This window comes from Rickettsia endosymbiont of Gonocerus acuteangulatus, from assembly GCF_964026435.1.
Taxonomy (GTDB): domain Bacteria; phylum Pseudomonadota; class Alphaproteobacteria; order Rickettsiales; family Rickettsiaceae; genus Rickettsia.
In genome coordinates this window covers 594,767-613,425 of sequence record NZ_OZ032147.1, presented here as the reverse complement: position 1 = coordinate 613,425, position 18,659 = coordinate 594,767, and the positions used below count along the sequence as shown (strand labels likewise).

Below are 18,659 nucleotides of genomic sequence, written 5' to 3'. Positions count from 1 at the left end.
CGTAAGTTTTGTATATATAGATAATAATAAAAATATATCTAATAAATCTAGATCTAGCAAATCTACAATTTTTCAAAATGAAAAAAATGCATCTATTCACAATAATCAACAACAGTTACAACAACAAAAACTTGCAGCAGATTTACAATTCAAGGCAACAAGCTCAATCAACGATCAACAACAAGCTGATAATACTAATTTCTCTAGTGCTAATATCACAACAGGTGCTACACGGATTAATATTACACTGCAAGCAGTTATTGATAACATTTCTAAAAAATATAATCCTACAGAATCAAGTAGCAATAATGCTGCAATTAGGGCTATTAATCATAAAAGCTGGTTCAAAAGAAAGAAATTAGCAGATTTTTACCCTTTAAGCCAAGAAGATGCTGATTTACTGCGAGTAAAATCAAATCGTGAATTTAATCTGGAATTTATTAATAAATTACTCTTAAAGCTTGCAGGAGAATATTCCAATCACCATTTTGGCCATAAGAAAGTGTTACTAAACTATATGGCTAAAGCTTTAGCTCATGAGTTACATGAAACTACTAAAGCTAATAATGCTACATTTCAGTTTAAATCTAGCGACTTAAACAACGCTAAAGAGCAATACCTAGATAAGATAGAAAGTAGCCTTGATACTAGCTTGCAAGCTCAGCTAAAACGTAAAATTGTTGGTAGTTTTAATCCTGATTCAGCTTATGAATTACTAAGCTCCTGCTTATTTATTGGGGTAGTAGGTAATAGCTATCAAATAAAACTGCTTTAAAATATTACGCTTTCAGAAAATGCACAAGATAAAATACTACAGCAAGTACAAATTATCTATGGCAGTAGTATTGAGAAGTTGAAAATCATACCATTTTCTGAGCTTGAAGCGAAGCAGAATAATACTGAAGATGAAAAACAAAATTATCTATTGCAGCTAAGCAAACAATTAAATCCTGATTCAATATGGTACAGGGCACGGAAATTTCTTATTGAACGTTATAACCAATATATTGATTTTGGTGTATTAACTAAATTAGTAGTGGTAGAGGAAGATATAGTCAATAAAAAGGTAATCCTCAAATCAATATCAGCTTTTAATGATTATTATGTTAGGAATCGTCATATGCAAGATCTAGAAGAAGCTTTTAAGAGTCAAGATTATTACTTTGAATTAATCAAGTTTGAATATAACTAAGCTATTGTGGTAATTGATAATTTATAATAACTACTTCATCAGATATTTTATTGTGCTCAGGCATAGAATATTTAACCTTAATAGTACTAATATTAAAATTTTTGTATAAGTTTCTAATAAAGGGAGTATTACTATTAGAAATCATTATTTTTATACCTTGATTATTGAGTTCTGTAGCAAAATCTTTAAGTCTCGTTTGATCATTTTCATCAAAGGGTAATCTGGTATAAAACTTCTCACCTGATTTATGATAAGGAGGATCAAAATAAACAAAATCACCTTTTTGTGGTTCAATGAACGAAAAATCCATAGCACAAATAGATGTGTCAGCTAAAAGCTGACTACATTGTTTTAATCGAGAAGCAAGATCAGATTTACTATAATTCCTACCAGAGAAAGTTTGAGCTGGTTTGCCATCAATATTAATCCGGTAAATGCCTTTAAATGAATATCTATTAAGATAGATAAATCTTGCGGTAATCTTTGCTGGGTCGTTACTGTCATTATTACTTCTAACTTGATAATAATGTTCTTTAGAGTGTTTTTCTTTATGAGAGTCTAATAGTTTACTGACCTTATCTGGATTCTTCTTTATTGCGTTATAGCTAGTTACTAGCTCTAGATTAATATCAGATAAATAGCATTGTTTAAATTTATCTCTAATTTGAAAAAATAAAGCCCCACCACCAAGGAATGTAGTAGTTATTCAGTGTTGATGGAAGAAACTTAATTAATTGATCGGCAATTTTTCTTTTACCACCAACCCATTGTAGGAATGGTTGTGGTTTATCTGAGTTCTTTACTGACATGAAATTATTATTAAAATATTTATACTAAATTATAGTATAAAATAGGTTTAAATGCCAGCAAAATACTGTATTACAAGGGATTTTCAAGGAATTCTTGATGTTTTCTGTAGCATCATTAATACTAGTTTTGATTTGTATGTAATAGACAAAGATCTGAGCTAACAAATAATAGTAATTTAGCTGTGTCTCATTTATGCAGCTCTTTATTAAATTGTGTAGAAATCTGTCAAAAAAGCTCTTAAATCCTCTGTACTTCATGGAATAGTTAGGATATCTGTCCTTGTTAAGAGCAGCCGTGGTGCAGTTCTAGTTCAGAGGTTAAATTAAAAACTACAAAATTTTAGCACTTTAACCTCTGAGCTGTTTTCTTAACTTTAACAGCAAGGAAATGTTATGACAATTAATAATCAAAATCAACAAAAAGATAATAATAACGTTAAAAATTCTCTGCAGCAAGCTTGGATATTGCAATTATCTCCTATATCTGTCACATTAATGCCATCTGATCCTGAATACAGTTTTACAGACAAACATCAAGAATTAGAGCAAGAATTACAAAAAGCAAAGCATGAACTAAAAGAATCTAATATATTTAAGATAGATTTAATTAAAAATATTAGTAATAAATTAGATATATCGTGTAATGAAATGCTCTCTGAGTTACTTACACTTTATGGAGTAGAAACAGATTCTAATAAGAAGAATTCCTTATCTAATATTGTCATAGATTGTGCTAAGGGACTATTAGATTATTCTCATAATCTGGTTAATTTGCTGCATAAAGATGCTAAACTAGTTCCCATAGATCTACAAGCTTTTGATCTAGAGCAATTAGTAAATGATACTGTTAATAAAATTGTACCAGAAGCTAAGAATAAAGGTTTAGATCTTTTTTGTAATTTTCAGTACGATATAGCCAAGATTATTATTGGAGATAGTTACTGGATAGGAGCAATATTAGAACAATTAGTAGCTAATGCAGTTAAATTTACTGAAGAAGGCAAAGTTATTGTGACAATCAATTTATTTCCTACCACTATAGAAGAAGATAATAACGAGAGGGTGTTACAATTTATTATCCATGATACAGGTATTGGTATGTCTGAAGAAATACAGCAATATATTAGAAGTAAGGATACTGAATTTGATTATGCAACTGGGTATAAAGGGTTAAAATTAGGACTTAGCTTTGTTAAAAGGCTTATCCATGAAATGCATGGAGATATTGAGGTAGAAAGCGAAGAAGGTAAAAGTACAACTGTTACATGTAATATACCAGTAAAATTGCCTATATATCATCAATAATTACTAAATAACTTAAAGTCTTGTAAATTTTATTTTACAAGACTTCACTTAACTATCTATAAAACTATAGTCCTAGTAACCATGCTGTAGTAAAAATATCTTGACTATTATTAGTTTAGTTAACTAAACTTAAGATAGGATAGTAAAGAATGACAAAATATGGTTAAAAATCAAGTTAATTGTAAATATGAGGAGTCTTTAAATTGTTGTTATAGTAAAAGATTATTAAAAAAACTTTTACTACTAAACAAATATACAACAAATACGATAGATTTTGATCAAGTCACTAAGGCTATTTACTATGCCAAAAAATATCATGGTGGGCAAAAACGCAAAACTGGAGAATTATTTTACACTCATACTTTAGAAGTGGCATATATGATTTCTGATTACTCATTTAAAACTGATCTTATTGTTACTGCCATATTACATGATGCGATTGAGGATACAGAGTTGACTCAAGAAATGATAGCAGAAGCATTTAGTGATAAGATAGCAAGTTATGTTGAAGATTTAACCAGAATCAAGAAAGATTATAAGATTAGTGCCGTAGAAATGGTTAAGATGTTATATATACAAAAGAAGGATGATTTATTACTAATTAAGCTGTTTGATAGATTACATAATATACAAACGGTTAGAGCTAAGTCTCTTGACAAGATCTGGCAAACCACCTCTGAAACTCTGCAAATATTTTTAGCATTAGCTGCTTACTTAAAAATACCTGAGATTGCGGGGCAATTAGAAAAACACTGCCTACGAGTAGTCTTTAATTATGAAATCTTACAGGATCAAATGTTGGTAAATAATTAAAATAGTGAAGATCATAAGATAACTCAGTCAATAAATTTATTACAATAGAACCATTAAATGGTTAGAGCATTTCCAAAACTTACGCTATGAGTAAAAAAGTGATAAATTATTGTAAAAATAATTAAACATGTCAAAGAGGATAAAGTTGCAAGCAATACCAATTAATAGGACAGATTATTGTCAATTTTTAATAGTTAGCCAAAAGAATTATAGTTTAACCTACTACGCTGAACATGCAAAGAAATGTAGTCATGATGTTATTAATAGATTTTTAAGGAATGAAAAATATACACCTTCTTTGTTATGGGAACACATCAAGAATGATGTTATTTTTTCATCTAATGGATATACAATATTTGATGATACGGTTTCAAATAAAAGGAATACGAAGCAAATAGAAATTGCAAGATCGCAGTACAGTGGAGCTACAGGTAGAGTTACTAAAGGTATAGGAGTAGTGAGTCTGGTATATTATAACCCTGATATTAATAAGTTTTGGGTAATAGATTATCGAATTTTTGCACCTGATCATGATGGAGCAACAAAACTAGAACACCTATTAAACATGTTAAATAATGCTGTTTATAGCAAGAAGATTCCTTTTCAAACAGTACTTTTTGACACATGGTATTCTACACACAAAATTATGCAACATGTTGACTCTCTGGGGAAATATTATTATGCCCCTATTAAAGCCAATAGAAACGTTAGTAAAACACACGATTCTAAACCTTATAAAGCTGTAAAAGAGTTGACATTTTCAGATGAAGAGATCAGGCATGGAGTAGAGATTCATATAAAAGGCTTTGCTAAAAATAAGCATGTTAATTTGTTTAAATTTACTGTTTCTACCAACAGAGTTGAGTATGTTGTTACCAATAACAAAACTCACAAATCTTCTAAAGCTGCACAAGATGAGTGTGGCTTTCGATGGGTAATTGAGAGCATGCACAGAGAAATTAAGCAACTTACTGGGATAGAACGTTGTCAATGCAGGAAACAGCGTATTCAACGTAATCATATTAGTTGGGCATTTTTAGTTTGGGCATTTCTCAAAAGGACTGCAAATACAATCGGTAAAACGGTTTACCAAATAAAGTTAGGGCTTTTAGATGACTATATGCAACAACAGCTGCGTTCTCCATCTTTACAATATTTAGAACCAAACATAGCGTAAGTTTTGGAGAGCTAGTTGTACCGGTAAAGGGATAAAGAGAACCTTGACATCCCCCGCACCAAAACATCGTATCATTTGAGAGGTTACCAGAACTACAGCTCACACAATCAGCTATGCAAGCCGATTGAGCTGCAATACTTCCAAATAATAAACTTTCAGGATTTAATATAGCAGCCTTGTTATCATCTCCCCATAATGGATCAAATTCAGTTAAATATGCGATATCTACTTGTGACATCTCTAAACAGGCAAAATCAAGTAATATCTCAAGCCAGTAAATAACCGGATATATATACCAATGTACATGATAAAAGCTGCTTCCCTCTATATCATCCTTAACACCTTTTTGCATGCTAGTACCAAGATTAATGCCTCCAAGACTTACCATACACATCGGAGATTTAGTCACATCAACCAATCTCACTGGCTCCCAAAATCCAATTGGAATTCCAGGAACCGGCATCGGAATCGAAGGCTTAGGACAAAAACAAACAATTTGCCTTGGGTTATTAGTATCAGCCATAGAACCTGAGACAATTTTTACTCCTCCGATAGTAATTGGAAATAAACATTTCCAGCAAACATCAGTGATTGGATTTACAAACCTGCCTACGCAGCCAATTGATGCATAACTATAATTACCAAGCAAAATAATTATAATAAACATTATTAACTTCATTATTACTTGTATATTTCAGAAGTTATTAAATCTGTATTTGCTTGACAACCTACCTTTGCTTGCTCTACTATAATATTATTTTTCTCACCTGCGATTAGATATACTACTTCTCCACTAGATTTTACTATTGCTTGCACCCGACCTTGTAATACCTGATCTATTATCTTTTCTAAATTTTTCTTTGCTTCTGGTAATTGCCACTTCTTCATAGATTACCTCCGGATTTTATCAGTTGTTATTCACACCTTAATTTTTACTCAAATACTATAATATTTCAATCTCTTTTGGGTATATTCCCCGCCGCTTGCGGCGTAATATGGCGGAATGAGCAAATATATACATAAAAGTCATAATGTTACGGTACTGCTGTATCACATGGTATTTCCAGCAAAATATCGCCGAGCAGTGTTTGACGTATCAGTTGATCAAGTATTACGAGAAATATGTTTAGAGATAGAAAAGAGATATCAAATAAAATTTTTAGAAATAGGGGTTGATGAAGATCATGTCCATTTTTTGGTACAATCTGTACCAACCTATAGCGTAACAAAAATAGTAACAACAATTAAAAGTGTTACAGCTCGTCAAATATTTAGACAGTGTCCACAGGTAAAGAAACAATTATGGGGTGGAGAATTTTGGACTGATGGATATTTTACGAGTACGGTAGGTAAGCATGGAAATGAGAATATGATAGGAAAATACGTAAAAAACCAAGGCAAGGAATATCAGAAACTGCATGAGGATCATCAGCTAGCTTTCTTCTAAAATACCCCGCTGCTTGCGGCGGGGATTACTTTTATTTCGCTAATTTTAAGTAATTTGCCTTCCTGCTCGACAATAGCTGGCACTGCTTTGATTTTAAAACGAGTAGTAAGCACGCCACCTTGATCAAAAAACACTGGCTTATTTAACTTTTTGCCAGCTTAATAGGATTGCCATTCGTGAGTACTAATTTTCCTATTTTTGAGTTACTCCACTTAATCTGCTGCTCATCATCACCATCAATAAACATTAATGGTTCTCCCCAACTTATTTTCTCTAAAGGATTTACACTTGTTCCAGCTTTTACTATGATCTTTCCCGCTTGATCTTTTATATCTGTCTTTTGTATAAAACTTGGATCATAGTGCCAATTTCGGTTTATGCTTGTTTTTGCTAAAGCTAAGATAGCAGTTGGTCTAGAGATTTTTTGCTGTACTTTATTTTTAAATTCTTCCTGCATTTTCTCTAATGCACCATTTTGCTCTGCTATTTTGAGCCTCGCCATAATTATCTCTAGTAAAGATTCTTCAATAATTGGAAATACATGACCTCTAACACCATAATCTAATATTTTACTGCTTTTACTTTTGCCAAGCTTATTAACACCATCTGCATTAACATTACTGACTTGCAATATAGCTAAAAATAAAATAAAAAAGCTGATTACAATAATTTTTAGAGCTAAATATCTTCCCATATTTTCTAATCACTTTAAGCCAAGCCTCGCTCTTCCATGATACTATTAATTGCATCCGTTGCATTTAAGCCTTAAATCATTTTATCCTCTATTCCCTAGCATTACTGGTTTAAGATAAAAAATGAAATTAGGAAAGTTGTAGGAGATTTTGAAACATTTTATGATGCTGTTTTTAATACTACTTAAATTGTCAGTATCTTAATGATTTATGCTATAAGTCTCATGATAGCTTCTAGATGATACTATCATCCGACGATCCGGCTCTATTGCCGGAATTAATAACCATTTTTCTTCCGTGCTAACTGTTTTAATCATCCCCAAAAGACTCGTAAACGCAAGCAGCAATGTGATCAGCAATAATCTCTTATTATATCTGACTAGTTCTTGTATGGAGCTTTGCTTAAATAAATGATCCATTACTTACCTACCTTTTTCCCAAGCAAATTAGGATAAGAAGTAGGAGCATATAGCCATTTCTTAGCGACTAAATAACTCTTAAGTACAAAATATTCCGATAATTTCTTAAACTTCTTAAATGCATAACAAAGTACAATACCAGCTATAATGCATATCATCCCAAGCTTAGCATGTCCGCTATTTAGTAACACTATCCCAGATACTATACCAAGTAAGATAACTAACCACTCATCTAAGCTTAAGGCCATATATTTTAGTGGAGTAGAGAGTGACCAATATAATCTTTGATTAGCACAATTATTATTCATATTAATTAAGTGATATTTCCATTAATAGATAAGTTTTGCTAGTCATGACATTAACATCCTAATTTTTTACATTGCCAGTGGAGTTTTAAGCCATAATAAAAAAAGCTGTAATTCATCTAAAACTGTGCCTATCTGGAGATGAATTCTATAGCTATATAAATGCATTTGTTGATAATTAGTAGTAAATTTGCTAATATTAATGAAATAAATTATTGGTGAGTTGTGTATGTTTAGAAGTGATGTAGAGTTAAAATTAGAATGTTTAAAACTTGCTATTCAGTCCTGCTGTAGTTATGATGCTGTGGATCTTGCAAAACAATATTATCGTTTCCTTATAGAAAATAGTGAAAATGTGCCGGTTCAATTCCTTTTTAATAATAAAGCTAATTTAAATTAACCATTAATTCTAATTACTTATTTTAGAGTTAGTACGTTTCCAGAATTGTAACTGCTCTAGGGCTTCATCAGACCAAATGACTTTCAACTTTTATTACCTTCTTTTTTCTTCTTTACCTTCAAAAGGTATTCTGTAATATCTTCAGCAGGTACGCCACTATCATAATTCATCCACCACCCATCTTCAGCATTTTCTATTTGTACAATATCTGCTTTAGTAGTTGATAAAATATAATCTTTAATATCATTTATTATATTAGCTTTAAAAAATTCCTGTATCTGTTCTTTAGTAATAGTATTATCTGCATTCTCTATAGCTTCATACCAAATAGAATGTTTATGTGTTAAATGACGTAAATAAGCAGCTGAATGTTCACCATAAAAAGAATATACTTTGTGAAGTAATTTTTTTGTTGCTAAGTCATAAATAGCAAAGTCTATTTCTCCGGGCAAAGTAATTACATTATCTCTAAAGCTACCAAATATTGAGCGTAAAGCCGGTACTACCGGCCCATGTTTCCAAGCCTTGATCTCTTCTTCAAACAACACTTTATCAAATAAAGCAAGATGAATGCCTTGAGCAAAATATATTAATTTCTGCAGCTTTAACTGGGTTATACTATCCCCTGCTTCTCTATCAACTAATACTAAAAAATAATTAGCTACATCAAAACAGCTAAGTACTTTAGCTTTTTCTTTAGTATTCATAATTATAAAATTCTTCATTGTTGTAAAATCTTCAAAAACTCAATAATTCTTAAGAATATAGAAGAAGCAAAAAAGGAATTTCCAAGCTTGTTGCAACAATTGCTTTACTACTTTCCTTTTCTAGCCTTTCTGTTCTTATAGAACTCACTTAATACAGGAGTTATTATAACATGAATATATTAATTAACATATATTTAAGATTTTATATTTATAATAGTATTTACGGCTCTTTGCATATATTCTCGAGCAGTATCATTGGCAAGTCTAGTATACACTGCCGTTGATCTTGGATCTCTATGATTTAGAAGCTGTCCTATTACATATTGATTTGCTCCGGTCATTGCCATCCAGCTTGGTATTGTTCTCCTTAAATCATGGATCCTTAAATTTTCTATTCCTGCCTTTTTACAAATCCTCTTCCATGCTTTCTTTGGTTCTTGCAGGTGACCACTACTGCTGGTCTCACTTGGAAATACCCACATACTAGTAGATTGCTCTTTCCTGGCTTTTAATATTTCTACTGCCTGATCTAGTAAAGTAAAACTTACGCTATGTTTGATATAATGCCCATGAATTAAGGGATATTATGAAGTGCTTCACTATAAAACATTGCTGTGTAATAAGAGTTTTTAGCATATTTGCTATAACATAGCGTAAGTTTTGTAAAGGTAAACGGTGAGGATCACCATTTTTAGTTTCTGGAAGATATAATTGTTTATCAGCAAAACTTACCTGTTCCCAACGCATAGTAAGTAAATTATCCTTACGAACTGATGTATACAAAGCTATTAAGAAAAAGTCTTGCATTACCTGGTTTTGCTCGTCTGCTATTGCTGTAAAAAATCGTGGTATTTCTTCCCTAGTTAAATACCTGCTTCTTGATTGTTCCTTGTGCTTCTTTATGCCAATAACTGGATTTATTGTAAGCAATTCCCATTCTATTGCTTTACTAGATACAGGACTTAAAACTTCAAGAAATCTATTAGCTCCATATTTACCAGTGTTAGTTAAATTATTAAACAACTCTTGAATATCTGTTTTTTGAATAGTGGATATTTTTCTAGGATATAAATGTTTGGCATATCTATCTACAGAAGCGGCATAATCTTTCCATCTTTTATTATTAATTTTACTATATTCATTAAGATATTTATCATAAAGCTCCTTAAAGGTCAGTTCTTTGGATAATCTAGCTTTTTCTTCTACAGGATTATATCCTTTGGCGATCTCACCTTTTAATTCAGATGCTTTGGCTCTAGCATCAATAATTGATAGATCAGGGAACACACCTATTTTAATTCTATGATATTTCTTATCAAGTACTGTGTCCAAATAAAATATTTTACTACCACCATATGATACGATTAGCAATAATCCTTTTTCTTTGGTATCTTTATATACATCTCGTTTTGCCTGTGGAGCTTTAATTTCATGTAATGCTTCTTTAGTAAACAAATAAAAGTAATCCCCGCCGCAAGCAGCGGGGTATTTTAGAAGAAAGCTAGCTGATGATCCTCATGCAGTTTCTGATATTCCTTGCCTTGGTTTTTTACGTATTTTCCTATCATATTCTCATTTCCATGCTTACCTACCGTACTCGTAAAATATCCATCAGTCCAAAATTCTCCACCCCATAATTGTTTCTTTACCTGTGGACACTGTCTAAATATTTGACGAGCTGTAACACTTTTAATTGTTGTTACTATTTTTGTTACGCTATAGGTTGGTACAGATTGTACCAAAAAATGGACATGATCTTCATCAACCCCTATTTCTAAAAATTTTATTTGATATCTCTTTTCTATCTCTAAACATATTTCTCGTAATACTTGATCAACTGATACGTCAAACACTGCTCGGCGATATTTTGCTGGAAATACCATGTGATACAGCAGTACCGTAACATTATGACTTTTATGTATATATTTGCTCATTCCGCCATATTACGCCGCAAGCGGCGGAGAATATACCCAAAAGAGATTAAAATTTTTGTATAAGTTTCTAATAAAGGGAGTATTACTATTAGAAACCATTATTTTAACACCTTTATCATTGAGTTCTGTAGCAAAATCTTTAAGTCTCGTTTGATCATTTTCATCAAAGGGTAATCTGGTATAAAATTTCTCACCTGATTTATGATAAGGAGGATCAAAATAAACAAAATCACCTTTTTGTGGTTCAATGAAAGAAAAATCCATAGCACAAATAGATGTGCCAGCTAAAAGCTGACTGCACTGTTTTAATCTAAAGGCAAGATCAGATTTACTATAATTCCTACCAGAGAAAGTTTGAGCTGGTTTGCCATCAATATTAATCCGGTAAATTCCTTTAAATGAATATCTATTAAGATAGACAAATCTTGCAGTAATTTTTGCTGGATCATTACTGTCATTATTACTTCTAACTTGATAATAATGTTCTTTGGAGTGTTTTTCTTTATATGAGTCTAGTAATTTACTAACTTTATCTGGATTCTTCTTTATCATGTTATAGGACGTTACTAGCTCTAGATTAATATCAGATAGGAAGCAATGTTTAAATTTATCTCTAACTTGAAAAAATAAAGCCCCACCACCAAGGAATGGTTCATAGTAGTTATTTAGTAGTGATGGAAGAAACTTAATTAATTGATCGGCAATTTTTCTTTTACCAGCAACCCATTGTAGGAATGGTTGCGGTTTATCTGAGTTCTTTACTGACATGAAATTTATTATTTATTGATACTATAATAATAGCCTAAAATAGGCTTAAATGCCAGCAAAATGCTGTATTCAAAGGAATTCTTGATGCTTGCTGTAGCATAATTAATGCTGATTTTGATTTGCATGTAAATAGATAAAGAGCTGAGTTAACAAATAATACAATTTAGCTATGTCTTATTTATGCAGCTCTTTGCCCAATTGTATAAAAATCTGTCAAAAAAGCTCTTAAATCCTCTGTACTTCGTAGAATTGTGGTGATATCTGTCCTTGTTAAGAGCGGCCGTGGTGCAACTCTAGTTCAGAGGTTAAGTTAAACTGCAAAATTTTATCTATTTAACCTCTGAGCTGTTTTCTGAACTTTAACAGCAAGGAGATGCTATGACAATTAATAATCAAAATCAACCAAAAGATAATCATAATATTACTAAAACAAATTGGAATCTTCAATTATCTCCTATATCTGTCACATTAATACCATATCAGCAAGAAGAGAATATCATTAACTCGACAATCACAAATTATACTGATATAATTAAATATAAATTAGAGTTACAAGAAGCAAATAATAAATTGAAAGAATCTGAGTTATTTAAAAGAGATGTGGTGCAAAATATGGTACATGGATTAAAGATTCCATGTAATGGGATTTTTTCATTAGTAACAGCCCTTTATGAAATAGAGGATCATCCTGAAAAAAAGGATTATTTAGCTAGTGTGGTAAATTGTGCTGAAGAATTACTGGATTATTATAACAATATACTTAGTTATTTACAGAATAATTCAGGATTACCTCCTATAGTTTTTAATAAGTTTGATCCAAAACAGTTGGTAAATAAGATTATTGATAAAGCGATGCCAATAGCTCAACGTAAGGGATTAAATTTATCTTGTAATTTTCAGTATGATTTAACAAATGCTATAATTAGTGATACTTATCGAATAGGGGCAATATTAGAGCAGTTAATAGATAATTCTATTAACTTTACTAAAGAAGGTAAAGTTGTGGTAACAGTGAACATGTTTGCTATTAGTCCAGCCGTTTCAGAATCAGAACAACAAAACAGAGAAATGGTATTCCAATTTATGGTGCATGATAGTGGTGTTGGTTTGTCTAAAGAAATCAGGCAACATCTTCATGAAAAGATTGATAAATTTGATGTTGCTACGCAATATCATGGACTTGGATCAGGATTAAGTTTTGTAAAGCGTCTAATTGGTGAGTTAAATGGAGAGATTGAAGTAACAAGTGAAAAAGGTAAAAGTACTACTATTGTCTGTAATATACCAATTAAGTTACCTCTTCTTGATGATCTGATTTATGATACATAATATTGATAAGGTTTTGATGATAATACACACACAAATTATCTCTAAAAGTAGAGTTTTAAAAGTACTCTATTAATTAACAAGTATGATTTTCTTAATTATTGCTATGATTCTTACTACACTTAAAATAATATTAGGGATGGATAGATGGCAAAAAATCAAGAAAATCATCAAAAAACTATAGCTCCTATTGTAGAAAAGTTAAACTTACCTAAAGGTATAGATATTGAGCTAGACAAAGTAAAAATTATAGATCTATCAAATTGCCGATATAGTAAAAGGCTATTAACTAAGATCATGCTTATTAATAAGATTTCTGAGAACAAAGTTGATCTTAGTAAAATTAAAAAAGCAATTTATTTTGCTAAAAAATATCATGGTGGGCAAAAACGAGAAACAGGAGAATTTTATTATTCACATCCTTTAGAAGTAGCATATATGGTTTCTGATTATTTATTTAGAACAGATATCATAGTAACTAGCATATTGCACGATTGTATTGAAGATACGTTACTTACTAAAGAAATGATTATAAAAGAATTTGGTTATAAAATTGCCAATCAGGTTGAAGATTTAACACGAATTAAAAATGATAAAAAAATTAGTTCAGCAGAAATAGTTAAGATATTATATCAGCAAAAGAAAAAAGAGTTGCTATTAATTAAATTATGTGACCGATTACATAATATACAAACAGTAGGAGCTAAATCTCCTGAAAAAGGGTGGAAAACGATTTTAGAAACTTTACAATCTTTCTTAACTATTGCTACTTATCTCAAAGTGCCAATAGTCACAAATCAATTACGCACACATTGCTTAAATATAATTATAAGTTACAAAAAATCAAATTTATATAATAATATAGCAAGGATTTAAAATATATTATATGAAAAATATGTTGTTATTACAATTATAGAATAAATTAGATAGTAATAGTAAAATATTTAAAGGTATCAATAACCCGAATTATGAAATAAAAGTAATCCCCGCCGCAAGCAGCGGGGTATTTTAGAAGAAAGCTAGCTGATGATCCTCATGCAGTTTCTGATATTCCTTGCCTTGGTTTTTTACGTATTTTCCTATCATATTCTCATTTCAATGCTTACCTACCGTACTCGTAAAATATCCATCAGTCCAAAATTCTCCACCCCATAATTGTTTCTTTACCTGTGGACACTGTCTAAATATTTGACGAGCTGTAACACTTTTAATTGTTGTTACTATTTTTGTTACGCTATAGGTTGGTACAGATTGTACCAAAAAATGGACATGATCTTCATCAACCCCTATTTCTAAAAATTTTATTTGATATCTCTTTTCTATCTCTAAACATATTTCTCGTAATACTTGATCAACTGATACGTCAAACACTGCTCGGCGATATTTTGCTGGAAATACCATGTGATACAGCAGTACCGTAACATTATGACTTTTATGTATATATTTGCTCATTCCGCCATATTACGCCGCAAGCGGCGGGGAATATACCCAAAAGAGATTTAACACAAAGCAGGAAAAAAGTGGTGATATTAAGAATTTTTTAAAGATAAAGTGATTTAAGCTATACCATATATAAAAACAATAAGAAAAAGAAGTTTTAATTCATGTATTAGTTGAGATTTGATCTTACATTTAATAAAAATCACGTATTAAAAAATACAGATAAAAAAATGGAAGGTTATAATGAACTTAAATCAAAAAATAATAAAGCCAAAATTAGGTTTACTTGAATTAGCTAAGAGCCTTGGTAGCATATCATCAGCATGTAAAGCAATGGGATATAGTAGAGATAGTTATTACAGATTTAAAGAACTGTATGAAACGGGTGGTGAAGAAGCATTGTATGAAATTAGTCGTAGAAAGCCAATAATAGCGAATAGAGTTGATCCAGCGATAGAGAAGGCAGTAATGGATATGGCAATAGAATATCCAGCATATGGTCAGTTAAGAGTATCAAATGAACTTAAGAAGAGCGGTATACTTGTATCACCTGGAGGGGTAAGATCAATTTGGCTACGTAATGATTTAAACAATATCAGTAAAAGGCTTAAAGCATTAGAAGCAAAAATGGCTCAGGATGGTATTGTTCTTACTGAAGCTCAGCTACAAGTGCTAGAGAAGCGTCGTAATGAGAAAGAAGCCCATGGCGAGATTGAGACACAGCATCCAGGTTATCTAGGATGCCAGGATACGTACTATGTAGGTAATTTTAAAGGAATAGGTAAGGTTTATTCTCAGGTATTTATTGATAGCTACAGCAGAGTAGCTGATGCTAAATTATATACTGATAAAACAGCTCTTACCGCTGCTGATATGCTTAATGATCGGGTATTACCATGGTATGAGAGTCAACAAATACCAATACTGCGTATTCTAACTGATAGAGGTAGTAAATATAAAGGTAATATAGAGCATCATGCTTTTGAGTTATTTCTTAGCATAGAAGGTATAGAGCATACTACAACTAAGGCATATTCTTCTCAAACAAACGGTATGTGTGAGCGTTTTAATAAAACTATGAAACAAGAATTCTTTGATACAGCTATGCGAAAAAAGATTTATACAGATCTTGATGATTTACAATTAGATCTTGATATTTGGTTAGAGCATTTCAATAATGAAAGACCTCATTCTGGTAAATATTGTTATAGGAAAACTCCTATGCAAACTTTTCAGGATAGTAAGAAATTAGCTGTTGAAAAGAATAATGAAATTTTGTATCTTGATTATATATCTGACAGTCAAAATTTAACTGACAATCAGGTACAAAATTTATAGTGTCTGTAAGATCAAATCTTGACTTCTACAAATTACAACTTATAAATGATTCAATCCCTCCTAGGTTGTATTCCCTATGGCTTGTCACGATTATTTTTAATGAAGCCAGAGCGATCCAAAGGAAAATTTACCAATACCCCATAGGTTATAGATAGCCTGTTACACACTATAAACCATATCACCTCACACTTCAATAATGAGTTTCAAATCCACATCATCTTCAGTATGAATTTCTTTAATCTGTTTGTAGAAACTTAAAAATTTGTTTTCACCCTCTTCGTTCTATGTCATACTTCATTATGATAACATTCTATTGTTAGTAAAATGAATAAAAAAGTTTGTGTTATAGGCTTAGGTCATATAGGTTTTCCCATTATGTGTATTTTAGCAAATTCTGGTTATTCAGTTCTTGGAGTAGATATTGATAAAAAAGTAGTATCAAAAATCAATGCAGTTAATTACATGACTCATGAAACAGCATTAAAGGATTTATTTATTAAAGGAATATGTAAGAGAAATCTTAAAATATCAACAAAGGTTGAACATTCCGATATCTATATAATTACTGTACAGACTCCTCTAAATTTAGAAAATAAACCAGATATCTCTTACGTAAGTGCAGCGATTGAATCTATTATACCGTATCTTGAAACTGATAATTTAATTCTTATTGAATCGACATGTCCTATAGGGACGACTGAGATGATGGCTAAACGGCTTCGCATAGTTTGTTCTAATATATTTATAGCTTATTGTCCAGAAAGAATATTACCAGGTAATATTCTTTCTGAATTAATATATAATGATAGAATTGTAGGTGGTATAGATAATCAATCTGGGACACGAGCAGCTGATTTTTATAGATCATTTATTCATGGTGAGATAGAAGTAACTGATTCAAAAACAGCAGAAGCGGTCAAGTTAGCAGAAAATACCTATCGCGATATTAACATTGCCTATGCTAATGAATTGTCTATGATTGCCGATCATATTAATGTGAATATAAATGAACTCATTAGTCTAGCGAACAAACATCCTCGTGTAAATATTTTACAACCAGGTCCAGGAGTTGGAGGTCATTGTATAGCTATAGATCCATATTTTTTGGCACACTCAGCATCGGAATTTGCCCAGTTAATATTAAAAGCAAGGGAAGTTAATATTAATAAAGCTAGTTGGGTAATTCAGAAAATAAAAAAAGTAGCAAAAGAAAATAATGTTCGCATTATAGCTTGTTTGGGTCTTACTTACAAACCTAATGTACCTGATACCAGAGAATCGCCGGCTATAATAATAACTGAGACCCTGAAACAAGAATTTGATGTTATTGTTTTTGATCCATATGTTAAAAATATAAAATCAATAAATGATACGCTACTAAAAGTAGATATGATAGTTGTATTAGTTGCTCATAATGAATTTTTAGATATACCTAATTATTTGTTTCATGAAAAAATTTTTCTTGATTTTACTGGAGTATTAATAAAATGAAAAAAATAATGATAGTAATAGGAACACGACCTGAGGCAATAAAACTTGCACCTATCATTGCAGCTTTTGAAAATAATAAATATTTCTCTTATGAGATATGTATGACCGGACAACATACGTCTTTACTTGATTCTGTTTTTTCAGATATGAACATTAAAGTCAGTTATAAATTTCAATCTATAGAAAGCAAAGGATCTCTGTGCCACAGTGCAACACATATGTTGTCAGGATTTAGTAATACATTAGAAAAGTCAAGACCAGATTTAATTATTGTTCAGGGAGATACTACAACAGCTTTTGTAGCAGCTCTTGCTAGTTTTTATTCAGGGATAGCAGTAGCACATATTGAAGCAGGTTTACGAACAGATAACATATATTCACCATGGCCTGAGGAGATACATAGATGTTTTATAGATAAACTAAGTACTTATTTTTTTGCACCAACTAATCGAGCAAAAATTAATCTTATTAAGGAAGGAGTACCAATTGATAAAATTTGGGTAGTAGGTAATACATCCATAGATGCAGTAAGACTTATAAATAAAAAATTATGTGGATTAAAACCAGATTATAAAACTAAATTTATCTTAGTTACAATTCATAGAAGAGAAAACTATGGCGAACCACTAAAAGAAGTATGTAATGCTTTACGTAACATTGCGAAACAATTTCTAGATATAAACATAATGTTCTGTTTACACCCCAATCCTTCTATAAGTGAACATGTAAAAACATTATTATCAAATATAAGTAATATTAATTTAATTTCACCAATAAATCATATATCATTTATTAAGCTTCTAAAAGAATGTCTTTTTGTAATAACTGATTCTGGGGGCATACAAGAAGAAGTAACATTTATTGGAAAGCCTGCACTTATTGTTAGAGATATCACTGAAAGACCAGAAGTAATTGAAAATAACATAGCTATATTAGTAGGAACAAAAGCAGTTGATATTATAAATATCTGCAATAGGTTATTAAAAAATCCGGATTTGCTAGCTGTAATGTCAAAAATATGTTTTCCTTATGGAGATGGTTACGCAGCAAAGAAAATAGTTAATATCTTAGAACAAGAATTAAAAAAGAACTAAAT

15 protein-coding genes and 7 pseudogenes are annotated in these 18,659 nt (G+C 31.0%); 11 read left to right on the top strand and 11 right to left on the bottom strand.

Going from position 1 to position 18,659, the window contains the following annotated elements; translation table 11 throughout:
* Positions 1-10 precede the first annotated feature (10 nt).
* Positions 11-1,192, top strand: a pseudogene (locus tag AAGD55_RS12335) (hypothetical protein); the annotation flags it as partial.
* A gap of 1 nt (position 1,193) precedes the next feature.
* Here the strand turns inward: AAGD55_RS12335 and AAGD55_RS03765 are convergent.
* Positions 1,194-2,001: pseudogene (locus tag AAGD55_RS03765) on the bottom strand (DNA adenine methylase).
* A 393-nt stretch (positions 2,002-2,394) separates the two neighbouring features.
* Between AAGD55_RS03765 and AAGD55_RS03760 the strand changes: the two are divergent.
* The 3 genes and pseudogenes from AAGD55_RS03760 to AAGD55_RS03750 form a co-directional block, all read left to right on the top strand.
* Entirely contained in the window at positions 2,395-3,306 is a 912-nt protein-coding gene (locus AAGD55_RS03760) for a sensor histidine kinase (protein ID WP_341792194.1), read from the top strand.
* A gap of 159 nt (positions 3,307-3,465) precedes the next feature.
* A complete protein-coding gene (locus tag AAGD55_RS03755; protein ID WP_341789681.1) occupies positions 3,466-4,119 on the top strand; it encodes an HD domain-containing protein in 654 nt (217 codons plus the stop codon).
* Positions 4,120-4,246: 127 nt separating this feature from the next.
* A pseudogene (locus tag AAGD55_RS03750) lies at positions 4,247-5,104 on the top strand (transposase); the annotation flags it as partial.
* A 67-nt stretch (positions 5,105-5,171) separates the two neighbouring features.
* On the opposite strand, the gene AAGD55_RS03745 reads toward AAGD55_RS03750, so the two are convergent.
* Positions 5,172-5,975, bottom strand: a complete 804-nt coding sequence (locus AAGD55_RS03745; RefSeq protein ID WP_341792193.1) for a TraU family protein — start codon at positions 5,973-5,975, stop codon at positions 5,172-5,174.
* A 2-nt stretch (positions 5,976-5,977) separates the two neighbouring features.
* Positions 5,978-6,184, bottom strand: coding sequence for a type II toxin-antitoxin system prevent-host-death family antitoxin (locus AAGD55_RS03740; RefSeq protein ID WP_341792192.1), 207 nt, complete (start codon positions 6,182-6,184; stop codon positions 5,978-5,980).
* Positions 6,185-6,299: 115 nt separating this feature from the next.
* Here AAGD55_RS03740 and tnpA (AAGD55_RS03735) point away from each other — a divergent pair, with 115 nt between their 5' ends.
* Positions 6,300-6,743, top strand: a complete 444-nt coding sequence (gene tnpA / locus AAGD55_RS03735; RefSeq protein ID WP_341790826.1) for an IS200/IS605 family transposase — start codon at positions 6,300-6,302, stop codon at positions 6,741-6,743.
* Here the strand turns inward: tnpA (AAGD55_RS03735) and traW are convergent.
* Both traW and AAGD55_RS03725 read right to left on the bottom strand, forming a co-directional pair.
* Positions 6,740-7,437 (bottom strand): annotated as a pseudogene (gene traW, locus AAGD55_RS03730) (type-F conjugative transfer system protein TraW). The gene tnpA (AAGD55_RS03735) and the pseudogene traW sit on opposite strands and share 4 nt — an antisense overlap.
* A gap of 416 nt (positions 7,438-7,853) precedes the next feature.
* On the bottom strand, positions 7,854-8,162 hold the full coding sequence (locus AAGD55_RS03725; protein WP_341792191.1) for a hypothetical protein: 309 nt from the start codon (positions 8,160-8,162) through the stop codon (positions 7,854-7,856).
* Between the two features lie 226 nt (positions 8,163-8,388).
* On the opposite strand from AAGD55_RS03725, the gene AAGD55_RS03720 reads away from it, so the two are divergent.
* Entirely contained in the window at positions 8,389-8,559 is a 171-nt protein-coding gene (locus tag AAGD55_RS03720) for a hypothetical protein (RefSeq protein ID WP_253308684.1), read from the top strand.
* 83 nt (positions 8,560-8,642) lie between these two features.
* Here AAGD55_RS03720 and AAGD55_RS03715 read toward each other — a convergent pair whose 3' ends face one another.
* The 5 genes and pseudogenes from AAGD55_RS03715 to AAGD55_RS03695 form a co-directional block, all read right to left on the bottom strand.
* Positions 8,643-9,266, bottom strand: coding sequence for a Panacea domain-containing protein (locus AAGD55_RS03715; RefSeq protein WP_341792190.1), 624 nt, complete (start codon positions 9,264-9,266; stop codon positions 8,643-8,645).
* A gap of 194 nt (positions 9,267-9,460) precedes the next feature.
* A pseudogene (locus AAGD55_RS03710) lies at positions 9,461-9,802 on the bottom strand (tyrosine-type recombinase/integrase); the annotation flags it as partial.
* A gap of 130 nt (positions 9,803-9,932) precedes the next feature.
* A pseudogene (locus tag AAGD55_RS03705) lies at positions 9,933-10,721 on the bottom strand (tyrosine-type recombinase/integrase); the annotation flags it as partial.
* Between the two features lie 35 nt (positions 10,722-10,756).
* Entirely contained in the window at positions 10,757-11,200 is a 444-nt protein-coding gene (tnpA, locus tag AAGD55_RS03700; RefSeq protein WP_341790826.1) for an IS200/IS605 family transposase, read from the bottom strand.
* Positions 11,201-11,209: 9 nt separating this feature from the next.
* Positions 11,210-11,968, bottom strand: a complete 759-nt coding sequence (locus AAGD55_RS03695; protein ID WP_341792189.1) for a Dam family site-specific DNA-(adenine-N6)-methyltransferase — start codon at positions 11,966-11,968, stop codon at positions 11,210-11,212.
* Between the two features lie 378 nt (positions 11,969-12,346).
* Here AAGD55_RS03695 and AAGD55_RS03690 point away from each other — a divergent pair, with 378 nt between their 5' ends.
* Positions 12,347-13,297: a HAMP domain-containing sensor histidine kinase gene (locus AAGD55_RS03690; protein WP_341792188.1), complete on the top strand. Its 951-nt coding sequence runs from the start codon at positions 12,347-12,349 to the stop codon at positions 13,295-13,297.
* Between the two features lie 144 nt (positions 13,298-13,441).
* On the top strand, positions 13,442-14,170 hold the full coding sequence (locus AAGD55_RS03685; RefSeq protein WP_341792187.1) for an HD domain-containing protein: 729 nt from the start codon (positions 13,442-13,444) through the stop codon (positions 14,168-14,170).
* Between the two features lie 132 nt (positions 14,171-14,302).
* On the opposite strand, the pseudogene tnpA (AAGD55_RS03680) reads toward AAGD55_RS03685, so the two are convergent.
* Positions 14,303-14,746, bottom strand: a pseudogene (gene tnpA, locus AAGD55_RS03680) (IS200/IS605 family transposase).
* 231 nt (positions 14,747-14,977) lie between these two features.
* On the opposite strand from tnpA (AAGD55_RS03680), the gene AAGD55_RS03675 reads away from it, so the two are divergent.
* From AAGD55_RS03675 to wecB, 3 genes are all read left to right on the top strand, one after another.
* Positions 14,978-16,072: an IS481 family transposase gene (locus AAGD55_RS03675; RefSeq protein ID WP_341792186.1), complete on the top strand. Its 1,095-nt coding sequence runs from the start codon at positions 14,978-14,980 to the stop codon at positions 16,070-16,072.
* Between the two features lie 375 nt (positions 16,073-16,447).
* Positions 16,448-17,563 carry a nucleotide sugar dehydrogenase gene (locus AAGD55_RS03670; RefSeq protein WP_341792185.1) on the top strand — a complete coding sequence of 372 codons (1,116 nt, stop codon included), beginning with the start codon at positions 16,448-16,450 and terminating at the stop codon, positions 17,561-17,563.
* Positions 17,560-18,657 carry a non-hydrolyzing UDP-N-acetylglucosamine 2-epimerase gene (wecB, locus tag AAGD55_RS03665; protein WP_341792184.1) on the top strand — a complete coding sequence of 366 codons (1,098 nt, stop codon included), beginning with the start codon at positions 17,560-17,562 and terminating at the stop codon, positions 18,655-18,657. The genes AAGD55_RS03670 and wecB overlap by 4 nt, the downstream gene beginning before the upstream one ends.
* The last annotated feature ends 2 nt before the right edge of the window (positions 18,658-18,659 follow it).